The organism is Kordiimonas lipolytica, assembly GCF_001550065.1.
In genome coordinates this window covers 194279-208116 of sequence record NZ_LRUB01000035.1, presented here as the reverse complement: position 1 = coordinate 208116, position 13838 = coordinate 194279, and the positions used below count along the sequence as shown (strand labels likewise).

The following is a 13838-nucleotide window of genomic DNA, read 5'->3' as shown; positions in this document are numbered from 1 at the left end:
TAAAAATTAAGTGGTTGACTGACCCTAGTTCTTTATAAATCAATGACTTAGCTTTTTTGCCCAAAAATTAGGCAAAAAGGATAAAACCTAGTGTTACAGCGATGTTGCACTTGCATCTTGGGTTTTTCCCACAAACTTATCCACAGGTTCAGTGGAAATCTTTTTGACGAATCAAAATGACAAAATCATGTCATTGATTCTGCTGCCTCATTCCGGCACAAGTCCATATGACGAACATAAAGGATCACTTTTTTCGTGGTTGAGACAGCGCTGCAAATAGGCATCAACACCATCAAGGAACACTTGAGGACGGCCCCTACCGCCCCGGGCGTGTACCGAATGCTGAATGCCCACGGGGATGTTCTTTATGTTGGCAAGGCGAAAAACATCAAGAAGCGCGTCACCAGCTACACGCAGGAAAACCGCCTGACGGTTCGCCTGATGCGCATGGTGGCTGCAACAAAGTCCATGGTGTTTGTCACCACACGGACAGAAGCCGAAGCCCTTTTGCTTGAAGCATCATTGATCAAGCGCTTCAAGCCCCCGTTCAATGTGCTCCTGAAGGACGACAAGTCATTCCCCTATATCCTGATGCGTCAGGACCACGAATGGCCACAGATCACAAAGCACCGCGGCGCGCGAAAACACAAAGGGCTGTATTTTGGCCCCTTTGCCAGTGTCTCGGCGGTAAACCGTACGCTGAATACATTGCAGAAGGTATTCCAGCTGCGTTCCTGCTCGGACGTGACGCTTGAAAGCCGGACACGCGTGTGCCTGCTTTATCAGATCAAGCGCTGCTCAGGCCCCTGCGTGGGCAAAGTCAGCCACGCGGAATATGACGATATGGTCTCGGAAACGCGCGCTTTCCTGGAAGGCCGCACATCCGGCATCCAGAAGAAATTCGCCTCTGCGATGCAGGAAGCCAGTGACGCGCTCGAATTCGAGGTTGCCGCCGTCTACCGGGACCGCCTCAATGCCCTTACCCACATCCAGAGCCACCAGGCCATGGTGAACGCCATGGTCGACGAGGCCGATGTGATCGCGGCCGAAGAAGTCGCCGGCGCCGTGGGCATCCAGGTATTCTTCTTCCGCGCGGGGCAGAACTGGGGCCACCGGGCCTATTTCCCCAAGCACGACAAAAGCGAAGGCGTCGAAGATGTTCTGGCGGCCTTCCTTGCCCAGTTCTATGACAACAAGCCTGCACCGAGGCTGATTTTGCTGTCGCATGAGATTCCCGACCAGCAACTGCTTTCAGAGGCCTTGTCGGAGCGCATGGAACGCAAAGTCGCGATCTCGGTACCAGCCAGGGGCAAAAAGGCTGAAGTGATGGGTGAGGCCCGTCGCAACGCCCGCGAGGCCCTTGAACGCCGCATGGCGGAAACAGCCAGCCAGGCCAAACTGCTTCAGGGCGTTGCCGACCTTTTCGGCCTTGATGACCCGCCAGAGCGGATCGAGGTCTATGACAACAGCCACATTCAGGGCACCAACGCGCTTGGCGGCATGATCGTGGCCGGTCCTGACGGCTTCATGAAGAACAGCTACCGCAAGTTCAACATCAAGTCGGATGAAACGGCGCCCGGTGATGACTTCGCCATGATGCGCGAAGTCATGCGCCGCCGGTTCAAAAGACTGTTGAAGGAAGATGCAGACAAAGGCCGGGGCCACTGGCCCGATGTGTTGCTGATCGACGGCGGCAAGGGGCAACTGTCTTCCGTCATGGAAGTGCTGGATGACCTTGGCGTATCCGAAGATGTATGTGTCGTCGCCATCTCAAAGGGGCCAGACAGAAACGCGGGCCGCGAACAGTTTCATATGCCCGGGCGCGACACTTTCATGCTGCCGGAAAATGACGCTGTGCTCTATTACCTGCAGCGCCTCAGGGACGAGGCCCACCGGTTTGCCATCGGCAGCCACCGGGCGCGCCGCTCGGGCGACATCAGGAAATCGCCGCTGGACGGCGTTCCCGGCATTGGTCCAAAGCGCAAGAAAGCCCTGCTCCATCACTTTGGCTCCGCAAAGGCTGTTGCCGATGCGGATGTGCGCGATCTTGAAGGCGTGGACGGCATTTCCAAAGCCATGGCCCAGCAAATTTACGATCATTTCCGTGATTGATTAAACTCGGCAGCAATCATTGACGCCACCGCCGTTTCAGCTATTGTTGCGGCATCACTGCAAGCACAGGACAACCCATGTGGACTTTGCCTAACATTCTGACCATGTCCCGGATTTTCGTTATCCCGGTTCTCGTGGCATCCTTTTTTATGGATCAGCCGCTGGGCAGCCATGTGGCCTTCGCCACCTTCGCGCTTGCAGCCATTACAGATTTCTTCGATGGCTATCTGGCACGCGCCACAGGCAGTGTCTCCAAAATCGGCGTCTTTCTGGACCCAATCGCAGACAAGCTGATGGTCGCCGCCGTTATTGTGATGGTTGTTTTTGCCGGGTGGGTGGATGGCCTTCATGTCATCGCAGCCGTTATCATCATGTGCCGGGAACTGCTCGTGTCCGGCCTTCGCGAGTTTCTGGCCGGCGCACAGGTTAGCGTGCCCGTTACCATGCTTGCCAAATGGAAAACGACCGTGCAGATGTTCGCCCTTGGCGCACTCGTCTGGTCTGAAGGCGCGCCAGAGTTTGGATTGCCCGCGCATGAAATTGGCATCGGGTTGTTGTGGATGGCCGCTATTCTGACGCTCTACACCGGTATCGATTATCTGCGTGCTGGCCTAAAGCATATGGTGTGATCATGCAGCTCGTCTATTTCGCCTGGATCCGGGAACGGGTCGGAAAATCGGAAGAGAGCATGCAATTGCCCGGAGGCATTGCCACTGTTTCAGACCTGATTGACCACCTTTGCAGCATTAATGACATCTACAAAGCAGCACTTGGCGACAAATCGGTCGTGCGCATCGCGGTCAACCAGACCCACGTAGGCTTGGACCATCCGGTGACGGACGCAGACGAAGTCGCCTTTTTCCCGCCCGTCACGGGGGGCTGATCATGGCAAGTGTCTCGGTTCAGGCTGGGGATTTCCAGATTGCTGATGAGATTGCGGCCCTGAAGAACGGACGGGTGGACATCGGAGCCATTGTGACATTCACCGGCACCGTACGGGACATGAACGGCGACCTGAAAGCCATGACGCTTGAGCACTATCCCGGCATGACGGAAGCCGAACTGGGCCGCGTGGCGGAGGAAGCTGAAAAACGCTGGCCTCTTGTTGGTTGCCGCGTGATCCATAGGTACGGACGACTGGAGCCTGGTGACAATATAGTGCTTGTCATCACCATGAGTGCGCACCGGCATGCCGCATTCGAGGCCGCGGATTTCCTGATGGATTTCCTCAAGTCCCGAGCCCCCTTCTGGAAAAAGGAAGAAACGTCAGAGGGCGGCCAGTGGGTCGATGCCAAGGAAAGCGATACAGACGCCCTCAAGCGCTGGGGCTGACCATTCAGAACAGAAGGAGGCTAGAATGAAACCTGTCATCACTGCCCTGTTGTTGTTCTTTGCGTACCTTAGCCCTGCTGCGATTGCAGAAGGCAGAACCCTTACATTCACCGAAGGCATGACATCCCCGCCAGCGACACTTGCGGATGCCGCCTGGATAGCGGGCCTTTGGCGCGGGGAAGCATTCGGTGGCCAAGTGGAAGAAAACTGGTCACCGCCCCTCGGCGACAGCATGGCAGGTGCCTTCAAGCTGGTGTCTGACGGCAAGGTGGATTTTTATGAGCTTGAGGTTATCCGCGAAGTGGGCAACACGCTGCTTCTGCAGCTGAAACATTTTCATGGCGACCTGAGGGGCTGGGAAGAAAAAGACGAAACTGTCAACTTCCCGCTGGTGAAAGTAACTGACACCGCGCTCTATTTTGATGGCTTCACTATTGAGCGCGTCAGCGATGATGCCATGAAGATGATGCCATGAACATGTATGTCAGACTCAAGGAAGGCGATGCCGAGCGGGATATGCTGTTTGCCTATAAGCGGGTGAAATAGCGCTGCAATGAAAAAAGGCCGGGAATTCCCGGCCTTTCCTATTTTGGCTTCCGCCAACTTTTATTGGTTATTCTGACGCCTTAGAAAGCTTGGGATTTCAAGCTGGTCCGTTGGCGCTTTTGGGGCTGGACGCTCATCCGGGTCTACACCACCAACAGCAGGCGCGGCCTCTTCTGCAGCCTGTTCAGCCGCCTGGCGGCCCGCGTCATTGGACGGCACTTCAGGCGCCACAGGCTCATCGCTTGACCGCAGGCCTGATGTCATCAGTTGAAACAGGCTGCGTTTCTGAGGCGCGGCCTCTTCAGCGGCGGCTGGCTTTTCTGCTTCTTCCTTTGGTTCAGGCGTGTTGGTGTATGCCGCTTCCTGGAACGCGCTTGGCTGCTTCATCTGCTGTGGGCTGGCCTTCGGCGTCATTGGAGCTTCGGCAATGAAGGTATCTTCGCCTTGGGCGGCTACGGCCTTGGCTTCGATATCTTCTTCCGCTTCCTCGTGTGGCACGGACATGGAATGAGCAAGGTCATCGTCTTCCTCATCAACTTCAGAGTCCTCAGGAGCTTCCATCGATTGCTTGAGCGAAGACATTGCCGCGACGATATTATCCTCATCATCTGCGGCTTTGGTGGCAACAACTTCAGCAGCTGGTTCTTCCGTCTGGGCCTCTGCTTCCGAGATGCCAGCGTCTGCTGCAGGTTCGGCTTCAGGTGTTGTCGCTGGCTGTACATCTTCAACAACCGGGGCTTCGGTACGCCGTGGCACAGGCATAGCATAGCTGCCTTCACCGCCTTCGATACCGGTGGCAACAACGGATACCCGCAGCTTGCCTTCCAAGTCATGATTGAATGCGGAACCGAAGACGATCAGTGCTTCTGGGTCTACCAGTTCACGAACCATATTTACGGCTTCATCGACTTCATAAAGCGTCATGTCCATGCCGCCCGTAACATTGATGATCACGCCCTTGGCACCCTGGAGCGATGCTTCTTCAAGAAGCGGGTTCGAAATGGCTGCAGCCGCAGCTTCCTGGGCCCGGTTTTCGCCTTCCGCTTCGCCTGTGCCCATCATGGCTTTGCCCATTTCAGACATCACGGTACGTACATCGGCAAAATCGAGGTTGATCAGGCCAGGCATAACCATCAGGTCAGTGATGCCGCGTACGCCCGAATGCAATACATCATCTGCCATGTTGAAAGCGTCAGCGAAAGTTGTGCGCTCATTGGCCACCCGGAACAGGTTCTGGTTCGGAATGATGATCAGCGTGTCTACATGCTGTGCCAGTTCACTAATTCCGGCTTCCGCAATCTTCATGCGGCGACCGCCTTCGAACTGGAACGGCTTGGTGACAACACCTACCGTCAGAATGCCACGCTCGCGTGCGCGCTTGGCAATCACTGGCGCGGCCCCTGTGCCGGTACCGCCGCCCATGCCGGCGGTGATGAAGGCCATATGGCACCCGTTCAGCATCTCGTCGATGCTGTCATGCGCTTCTTCGGCAGCGGCCTGACCAATCTTCGGCTGGGCGCCAGCGCCAAGCCCCTGGGTAATCTGCACGCCAAGCTGGATGCGGTTGTCAGCTTCCGCATTGGCAAGCGCCTGCGCGTCCGTGTTCGCCACGACAAAGTCGACACCCTGCAGCTGTGCGCGGATCATGTTGTTGACGGCATTACAGCCCGCACCGCCAACACCGACGACCGCGATTTTCGGCGTCAGCTCCGTTAGTTCCGTGTGTTCAAAATCGATAGACATTGCCCAGTACCTCCGTTTGATCCCTTTGTATCCTGCGTGGGCTGTATTGGCCAGCCTGCAAGCGTTTCTGCCCGTTAAAAATTGTCCCGAACCCAGCGCGAGAAGCGGCCAAACGCCCCCCTTGTGGGTACTGCTGTTTTTTCCTGTTTCTTTTTCATGGTTTCAGTGACCGGACGCCGCGCGCCATAGAGCAAAAGCCCCACAGCGCCCGCGAAAGTCGGTGCCTGTGCCGCAGCTGGCAGGCCGTCGATCATTTCAGGTTTGCCAATGCGCACCTGGCGGCCAAGAACACGGCTTGCCAGGTCGCGGATACCCTCGGTTTGCGCCACACCGCCTGTCAAAACAACACGGCGGCCCGCAACCCCTGAGAAGCCCGATGCATCCAGACGCTTGCCGATGGTGGAAAACAGAAGCTCCAGTTCTTTCTGGATCACGCCCGTCAGCGCGCTTCGTGGCTGGCGCACGATGGCATCATCGCCACCTTCGCCCACCTGCGGCACTTCAATCTCAAGCCGTTCATCAGCGGCATCAACTGCTGCTGCGCCGTTGAAGGTCTTCAGCCTTTCGGCGTGCTCAAACGGTGTCAGCAACGACCGTGCAACCTGCTCTGTAATCTGGGCACCGCCGATCGGCAGCACCTCTGCATGCACAAGCGCACCCTGGGCGAAGATGGAAATGCTGGTCGTGCCAGCACCGATATCAATGCAGGCGGCGCCCATCTTGGCTTCGTCAGCCACAAGGGTCGCCAGACCGGAGGCGAAAGGTGTCAACACAACGCCCGCCACATTCAGGTGCGCCCGGCGCACGCAGGTCTGCAAATTCTGAAGCGGGCCATTCGACGCCGTGATGACATGCAGTGCTACGCTCAGTTTCTTGCCGTACATGCCGGTGGGCGCCTTGACACCGAAATTGCCATCAACCGCGAAAGCCGCGGGAAAGGCATGCAATATCTCATCTTCTTCGGCATCTACCTGTTCGCGGGCCTTGGCAATCGCCCGGTCGATATCAGACTGGCTGACGGCATGACCGTCCACATCCACCTGAACTTCGATGACTGTGCTTGTTGGCTCTCCGCCCGAGAAGGAAAGGAAAACATCACTGATTGTTGCACCAGCCATCTTTTCGGCCTGGTCAACAGATGCGCGGATAGCTTTTTCCGTCGCATCCATATCAATCACTGCACCAGAGGAAACACCACCCAGGCAAGCCCGGTTGCCCACACCGCGTACCCGCATGTGGCCGTCGGCATCGACTTCAGCAATAAGGCAGGAAATCTTGGCGGACCCGACATCGAGCGCTGCGATCATTCCTTCCTGTGTGCCGTTCAGTGTTTTCATGATTTCATACTCTCAACATCACTAGGTTGCCCAACCGGTGCCGCTCATACGGCGGCGACCTTCCGGTGAAACCCTAAGCACCATGCGGTCAGACAGGCGCATATCAATGACATCGACTTCGCGGCCAAGCAAGTGATACTCGTCCTCAAGCGTCGCAAATTTTTTCCACGCCTGGGAGGCGCTATATTTTGCTGTCATTTCCGGGAGCTTTACACGGATACCGTTATCGAAAATCATGTCCCAGCGGCGGTTGCCAACCCGCACAGCCGTGCGGACCCGTGCCGCCAGACCACCTGCACCATCAAGTAGACCCTGCAGTTCGCCAATCTTGTCGGCTGCGCCTTCTCCCACGATCATCATCAGGTCGGAATATTCGACCAATCCACGCTGGGTAATGATGGTGCCGGTTTCATCGATCAGGCTGACCTTGCCATCCTTCTGCCACAGGGCAAAGGGCTGGCGTTCCGTCAGCACAACCTTAAGGCCTTCCGGCAGCACGCGCGTTACCTGCGCCTCCTTGACCCAGGGAAGTTGTTCCAGCTGCTGGCGCATCGCTTCCAGATTCATCGTCAACAAGGGGACGCCATCATCCACATCGAGGGCCGCCAGCACGTCTGCGCGCTTGCTGCGTTCAACGCCCGTGATCTGCAAATCACTGAGCACGAACCCCGCGTCACGGGACCGTTCAATCACCCAGTTTTCAACCATGGGCGCCAGCCAGGTGCCATAGATGGCCGCTGACGCAAGGAAACCAAGTGTCAAAAGCAGTCTTCTGCGCTGGACAATAGCGGTCATCATGCGGACGTCTGCTCCTCTGCGGTACGGCCGATACGGCGAATTTCCCACTCAAGCTCAACGCCTGTCTTTTCAAGCACTTTGGCGCGCACCGCCTCGCCCAGCTCTTCAATCTGGGCAGCAGTCGCACTGCCAAGGTTCAGAAGGAAGTTGCAGTGCTTCTCGGAAACCTGCGCATCGCCAATGCGCATGCCGCGGCAGCCTGCTGCGTCGATCAGCTCCCACGCCTTCTTGCCCTCTGGATTTTTGAAAGTGCTGCCCCCGGTGCGTGTCCCAATTGGCTGGCTTTCCTGGCGTTCGGCTGAAATTTCCTCCATTCGAAAGAGTATCTCTGCTGGGTCACCTGTATGCGCCTGGAAGGACGCCCGGGTGAAAATCAGGTTCTTGGTTTCCGGGTTCGATGACCGGTAGCCAAAATTGAAATCAGCAGCGCGCAATTCATGAACATGACCATAGCGGTCAACGCCGTGAGCATGGATCAACACATCCTTGATCTCGACCCCGTAGGCACCGGCGTTCATCGGCAGCGCGCCGCCAACTGTGCCCGGGACACCCACCATGAATTCCAGACCTGTCAGCCCTGCCTTCTGGGCAGCCCGCGCAACATGTACATCCATGGCGCCTGCCCCGGCTTTGACCACGTCACCGCGCACATCGATCTGGGAAAAAGCCCGACCAAGGCGGATAACCACGCCCTCTACGCCGCCGTCGCGCACCAGAAGGTTTGAGCCAACACCAATGACGGTAATTGGAACATCACCCGGCACATGGCGCAGGAAAGAAACCAGATCAGCTTCATCTGCGGGCTCGAAAAGCACATCGGCGGGCCCGCCGGTTCTGAACCAACTCAGGCGAGACAATGGCGCATTTTCCACCAGTCTGCCTTTTACATGGGGCAAGCTGTCAATGAACGGCATGTGTTTTTCCTGAGCAATCATGTTACTTCTCCAGCGCTTTTAGGGCGGTTGGCAGGTCATTGGCCCATTTGCTGATGGAACCAGCCCCCAGACACACAACCACGTCGCCTTCAGACGCGTGGCGCTTCACTGCTGCGGCCAGGTCGGCTTCTCCATCAATGACATCTACCTGACGGTGACCATGCACACGCAGGCCTTCCACCAGACTGTCGCGATCAGCCCCCTCGATGGGCTGCTCACCCGCTTCATAGACAGGCGTCACGATCACCGTGTCGGCGTCGTTGAAGCAGGTGCAGAATTCCTCAAACAGGCTCTTGAGACGGGTGTATCGGTGCGGCTGTACAACAGCGATGACACGCCTGTCGAAACTTTCGCGCGCCGCCTTCAGCACAGCTGCAATTTCAACCGGATGATGGCCATAATCATCGATGATGGTCACCCCGCCCACTTCGCCGGTCTTGGTGAAACGCCGTTTAACGCCACCGAATGTCTTGAATGCCTTGCGGAGCGTTTCCTCACCCACCTGCATTTCAAGGCCCACAGCAATCGCCGCCAGAGCATTCTGGATGTTGTGGTTGCCAGGCATCGGCAGACTGAAGCCTTCAATCACATGTACCTCGCCTGTGACGCGGTCACGCACCGCCACGTCGAATGCGGCAACGCCTTTCGCTGCGGAGATATTCACCGCACGCACATCCGCCTGCGCCGACATGCCATAGGTTATGAACTTGCGCCCCTGAAGATGGCTGATCAGGCCCTGTACTTCCGGGTGGTCCACGCACAGGATCGCGGCGCCATAGAAGGGGACGCGGTCCAGGAACTGTTTGAAGGCCTCTTTTTCAGCCTCGAACGTGCCGTAGAAGTCCAGATGCTCTGCGTCCATATTGGTTACAACAGCGATCGTCGCCGGCAGCTTCACGAAGGTTCCGTCGCTTTCGTCGGCCTCAACCACCATCCAATCGCCCTCGCCCAGCACCGCGTTGGTGCCATAGCTGTTGATGATGCCGCCGTTTATAACCGTCGGGTCGAACTGTGCCGCCTCCAGAACCGCCGCCACCATGGACGTCGTGGTGGTTTTGCCATGCGTACCCGCAACCGACACACACCACTTCAGTCGCATCAGTTCCGCCAGCATTTCTGCCCGGCGCACCACAGGGATCGTGCGTTCGCGCGCGGCAATCACTTCCGGGTTGTCAGCCTTGATGGCGGTTGAAACGACAAGAACCTGGGCGCTTTCGACGTTTTCGGCGCGCTGGCCAATCTTCACATCGATGCCCATATTCTGCAGGCGCTGCACGTTGGCGTTTTGGCTGATGTCCGAGCCCTGAACACTATAACCCAGGTTATGCATCACTTCCGCGATGCCAGACATGCCGATGCCACCGATACCTACGAAATGAACCATGCCAATGTCGAACGGTATGCCCTTCATTTTGGCGCCTCACTTTCTTCACTGATACTGACAACAATGGAAGCCAGGCGCTCCGCAGCATCCAGACGCGCGACCATGCGCATTCCTTCGGAGGCATTCCTCAGGTCGCTCATGTCGGTCAACAGATGCTCAAGCTTTTTCGCCAGGGCTTCCGGCGTGAATTCGTCTTCCCGCATCACCCAGCCGCCGCCTGCTTCTTCAATGGCCGCCGCGTTTGCACTTTGATGGTCGTCTGCCGCGATCTTGAGCGGCACCATGATGGCAGGCCGGCCCATGGCCGCCAGCTCAGAAATCGTTGATGCGCCGGACCGGCAGATCACTAACTGGGCCCTCAAAAGAAGCGACCCGACATCGTCGAAATAATCCTGCACCCGGGCGCGGACACCCATGTCCTTATATGCCTTGGTCACTCGCTCAACGTCTTCTGGACGGGCCTGCTGGGTCATATCAATCCGTTGGCGGATTTCTTCCGGCAAAAGGGCGAGGGCTGCGGGGACCACATCAGACAGAATGCGCGCACCCTGGCTGCCACCAATTACCAAAAGGCGCACATCACCAAATCCAAGCGGCACGGCGTACGCGATGTTCGAAAGCTTCGCGATTAACTGGCGAACCGGGTTACCTGTGACCTCTGTATAGGCACCAACGGGAACCTTTGCTGTATTCTGAACCGAAAGCGCAAGCACACGCGCATCTTCCGCCACAAAACGGTTCACCCGTCCAAGCACGGCATTCTGTTCATGCAATACGAAAGGAATGCCCATGCTGCGCGCCGCCAGAATGGTCGGCAAGCTCGGGTAGCCGCCAAAGCCAACAACCACCGTCGGCTGGATCTTTTTGAAATGACGGCGCACGCCCAGCATGCTTTTGAAAATACTGATAATGGATTTGACCTTGCCCAGAATGCCGCCACCCATATGGCTCGCGGTCTTGAGCACATGCCGGTCAATATCCGCAAGAGCATTCGAAATGGCGTCACCCCGTGTGTCGGTCACCAGCGACACCTGATAGCCGTCCCGTACCAACACGTCAGCCACGGCTTCAGCGGGCATCATGTGACCGCCGGTACCACCGGCTGCTAGGACGATATTTGGTGCACGCATCAGCATTACTCTGCGGCCCTCCACCCCATGGGGTCAGAACCCGGCCGGATAAAACGGTTTCGTTTCGTCAGCGCCAGCATCATGCCCATGCCGATTGCAAGCGCGAGCATCGAAGACCCACCGTAGGAAATGAAAGGCAGCGTCATGCCCTTGGAGGGCAGCAGGGCCAAGTTCACGCCCACATTGATCAGGGTCTGCAAACCGAACTGCATGATCAGGCCTGCAGCTGCCAACAGGCGAAACGGATTTTCTTCCTCCAGAAGGTGCGCAAGGCCTCGCACCACGATACCCGCAAACAGCACCAGCAGAAGCACGCAGGCAATGGCACCAAACTCTTCGCCAACAACGGCAAAGATATAGTCTGTGTGGGCATCCGGCAGGTGCAGCTTCACAGCGCCCTCGCCCGGCCCCTTGCCCAGCATGCCGCCAGCTTCAAAGGCTTCCATAGCCTTGTCTGTCTGGTAGGTATCGCCACTGGCAGGGTTGATGAAACGGTCGATCCGGCTGGCCACGTGAGGCAGCAACGCATAACCAAGCCCAAGGCCCAATACGCCCACACAACCCGTCAGCACCATCCACATCATGGGCAGGCCAGCAAGCGCCATCTGGGCGAACCAGACAGTGCTGATCAGGATTGTCTGGCCGAAGTCGGGCTGCAGGATCAAAAGGCTGACCACCAGCAGGTAAAGCCCAAAAGCCACCTGTTTGGCCGGGATCTTTTCGTCCGAGAAATGCGACGACAGCACCCAGGCCGTGGACACAATGAAGAATGGCTTCATGAATTCGCTGGGCTGCAGCGTATAGCTGCCAATCTGCAACCACCGGGTCGCGCCCTTGATCTCCGGCCCGATCACCAGAGTCGCTATCATCAGCAGAAGCATCACCGGCAGGCCCAGCACAGCCATTCGGCGCACCATGGTTGCGGACATCAACGAAACGGCAAATACAGTACCAAGCCCCAGTGTCATGAACACAGCCTGACGCTTGACGAAATGCATAGCGTCCAGGCCAAGACGTTCAGCCACCGCTGGGCTTGCTGTCAGCGTGAGCCAGATGCCCACGCCCGCCAGCGCCAGCACAAGCGCCAGCATCCAGCGGTCTACAGTCCACCACCAGCGGGACAGAACGGAATTATCGGTGCGGGAAAAGGCAATCATTTCGCGTCTCCCTGCATCTGAGCGTGCACCGCAAGACGGAAGGCCTCGCCGCGGGCTTCAAAATCCGTGAATTGGTCAAAGGCGGTGCAAGCCGGTGACAGCAGCACCACATCGCCGGGCTCTGCGTCGGCAGTGGCCTTTTCAACTGCATCGATCATATCGCGGCAATCGACATACGGGATGGTTTCTCCCAGGTCATGCACCAGCGCGTCCGCGGCCTCGCCCAGAAGATAGGCTTTCTTCACTTCTGCAGTGAAAGGCAACAGTGCGGTGAAAGTTTTGTCCTTGGGGCGACCGCCAACGATCCAGCGAATATTGCGGTAAGACGCGAGCGCGCGGCTGGCGGCATCCACATTCGTGGCCTTGGAATCGTTCACAAAACGAACACCATTCGCTTCGCCGATCAGCTCTTGCCTATGGGCAAGGCCGGGAAAGGTGGTGAAGGATTTGAAGATATCTTCCGCCTTCAGGCCAAGTGCCCGGCCTGCAGCGTAGGCGGCAGCTGCATTCTGCCAATTGTGCGCACCCTTGAGGGTCGGCAGGCTCCTGAGGTCACCCACAACCTTATGGTTACCGTCTGAATCATCAATCAGCTGGCCATCTTTGGCATACACACCGCCTGGCACCTGGCTGCTGCTGGAAATTCGCACAATGGGCGCGGCCAGAGATTCAGCAAGCGCCTGTGTGGCGGCTTCATCCTGCCCCACAATGGCAACGGCACCTTCTGCCTGCATTTCGAACAGGCGCTTTTTGGCAGCCGTATAGCCCGCCATATCGCCATGACGATCCAAGTGGTCCGGTGTCAGGTTTAGAAGGATCGCAACGTCAGCCTTGAAGTCTTTTGTCAGGTCCAACTGGAAAGACGACATCTCGAACACATACACACCGCCTTCCGCGAGTGGATCCAAGGACAGGATGCCACGTCCGATGTTGCCGCCGATGGCAACAGGTAGGCCGCAACTTTCAATCATGTGACCAATCAGGGCCGTCGTCGTGGATTTACCGTTGGTGCCAGTGATGGCCACTGTGCGGTGCGCTGGCAGGCTTTCCCGCGCAGCCTGAAAAATATCGAAATCGCTGATCAGCGGCACACCGGCGGCATTCGCCTTTTCCACCAGCGCATGAGGCTTAGGGTGCGTCAGCGGCACACCCGGTGCCAGCATCAAGGCTTCCATGTCAGTGAAGTCAGCGCGGTAAAGATCCCTGGCATGGCTGCCAACTTGGTCGCGACGCTCAACTGTGTCGTCCCACGCCATGACGCGGGCGCCCGAGGCCACAAGGGCATCAACAGCGGCCACACCAGTCCGGGCCAGGCCGAACACGCCCACTGTCTTGTCCTTATATGTTGGTGCCGTAATCAAGTC

13 protein-coding genes are annotated in these 13838 nt (G+C 57.4%); 5 read left to right on the top strand and 8 right to left on the bottom strand.

What is annotated here, in order from left to right:
- Positions 1 to 255: 255 nt before the first annotated feature.
- The 5 genes from uvrC to KORM41_RS18790 all read left to right on the top strand — a co-directional run bounded on the left by uvrC (position 256) and on the right by KORM41_RS18790 (position 3919).
- On the top strand, positions 256 to 2112 hold the full coding sequence (gene uvrC / locus KORM41_RS18810) for an excinuclease ABC subunit UvrC (RefSeq protein ID WP_068152042.1): 1857 nt from the start codon (positions 256 to 258) through the stop codon (positions 2110 to 2112).
- A 77-nt stretch (positions 2113 to 2189) separates the two neighbouring features.
- On the top strand, positions 2190 to 2741 hold the full coding sequence (pgsA, locus tag KORM41_RS18805) for a CDP-diacylglycerol--glycerol-3-phosphate 3-phosphatidyltransferase (protein ID WP_068152039.1): 552 nt from the start codon (positions 2190 to 2192) through the stop codon (positions 2739 to 2741).
- Positions 2742 to 2800: 59 nt separating this feature from the next.
- Complete coding sequence (locus KORM41_RS18800; RefSeq protein WP_231727335.1) at positions 2801 to 2995, top strand: MoaD/ThiS family protein; 195 nt, start codon at positions 2801 to 2803, stop codon at positions 2993 to 2995.
- A 2-nt stretch (positions 2996 to 2997) separates the two neighbouring features.
- Positions 2998 to 3444, top strand: a complete 447-nt coding sequence (locus KORM41_RS18795; protein WP_068152035.1) for a molybdenum cofactor biosynthesis protein MoaE — start codon at positions 2998 to 3000, stop codon at positions 3442 to 3444.
- Between the two features lie 25 nt (positions 3445 to 3469).
- Positions 3470 to 3919: a DUF6265 family protein gene (locus KORM41_RS18790; protein ID WP_197421286.1), complete on the top strand. Its 450-nt coding sequence runs from the start codon at positions 3470 to 3472 to the stop codon at positions 3917 to 3919.
- 131 nt (positions 3920 to 4050) lie between these two features.
- On the opposite strand, the gene ftsZ is transcribed toward KORM41_RS18790, so the two are convergent.
- The 8 genes from ftsZ to murD all read right to left on the bottom strand — a co-directional run bounded on the left by ftsZ (position 4051) and on the right by murD (position 13835).
- The gene (ftsZ, locus tag KORM41_RS18785; protein ID WP_068152032.1) at positions 4051 to 5733 is read right to left on the bottom strand and encodes a cell division protein FtsZ; all 1683 of its coding nucleotides are present in this window, start codon (positions 5731 to 5733) and stop codon (positions 4051 to 4053) included.
- A 74-nt stretch (positions 5734 to 5807) separates the two neighbouring features.
- The gene (gene ftsA, locus KORM41_RS18780; RefSeq protein ID WP_068152030.1) at positions 5808 to 7070 is read right to left on the bottom strand and encodes a cell division protein FtsA; all 1263 of its coding nucleotides are present in this window, start codon (positions 7068 to 7070) and stop codon (positions 5808 to 5810) included.
- A gap of 21 nt (positions 7071 to 7091) precedes the next feature.
- Positions 7092 to 7868, bottom strand: a complete 777-nt coding sequence (locus KORM41_RS18775) for a cell division protein FtsQ/DivIB (protein WP_068152028.1) — start codon at positions 7866 to 7868, stop codon at positions 7092 to 7094.
- Positions 7865 to 8782 (bottom strand): UDP-N-acetylmuramate dehydrogenase, encoded by a 918-nt coding sequence (murB, locus tag KORM41_RS18770; RefSeq protein WP_231727334.1) that lies wholly within the window; start codon positions 8780 to 8782, stop codon positions 7865 to 7867. The genes KORM41_RS18775 and murB overlap by 4 nt, the downstream gene beginning before the upstream one ends.
- A gap of 22 nt (positions 8783 to 8804) precedes the next feature.
- Positions 8805 to 10214, bottom strand: coding sequence for a UDP-N-acetylmuramate--L-alanine ligase (gene murC / locus KORM41_RS18765; RefSeq protein ID WP_068152024.1), 1410 nt, complete (start codon positions 10212 to 10214; stop codon positions 8805 to 8807).
- Positions 10211 to 11317, bottom strand: coding sequence for an undecaprenyldiphospho-muramoylpentapeptide beta-N-acetylglucosaminyltransferase (murG, locus tag KORM41_RS18760; RefSeq protein WP_197421284.1), 1107 nt, complete (start codon positions 11315 to 11317; stop codon positions 10211 to 10213). The genes murC and murG overlap by 4 nt, the downstream gene beginning before the upstream one ends.
- Positions 11318 to 11322: 5 nt before the next feature.
- Positions 11323 to 12474 (bottom strand): putative lipid II flippase FtsW, encoded by a 1152-nt coding sequence (gene ftsW / locus KORM41_RS18755; RefSeq protein ID WP_068152020.1) that lies wholly within the window; start codon positions 12472 to 12474, stop codon positions 11323 to 11325.
- On the bottom strand, positions 12471 to 13835 hold the full coding sequence (gene murD / locus KORM41_RS18750) for a UDP-N-acetylmuramoyl-L-alanine--D-glutamate ligase (RefSeq protein ID WP_068152018.1): 1365 nt from the start codon (positions 13833 to 13835) through the stop codon (positions 12471 to 12473). The genes ftsW and murD overlap by 4 nt, the downstream gene beginning before the upstream one ends.
- Positions 13836 to 13838 lie beyond the last annotated feature (3 nt).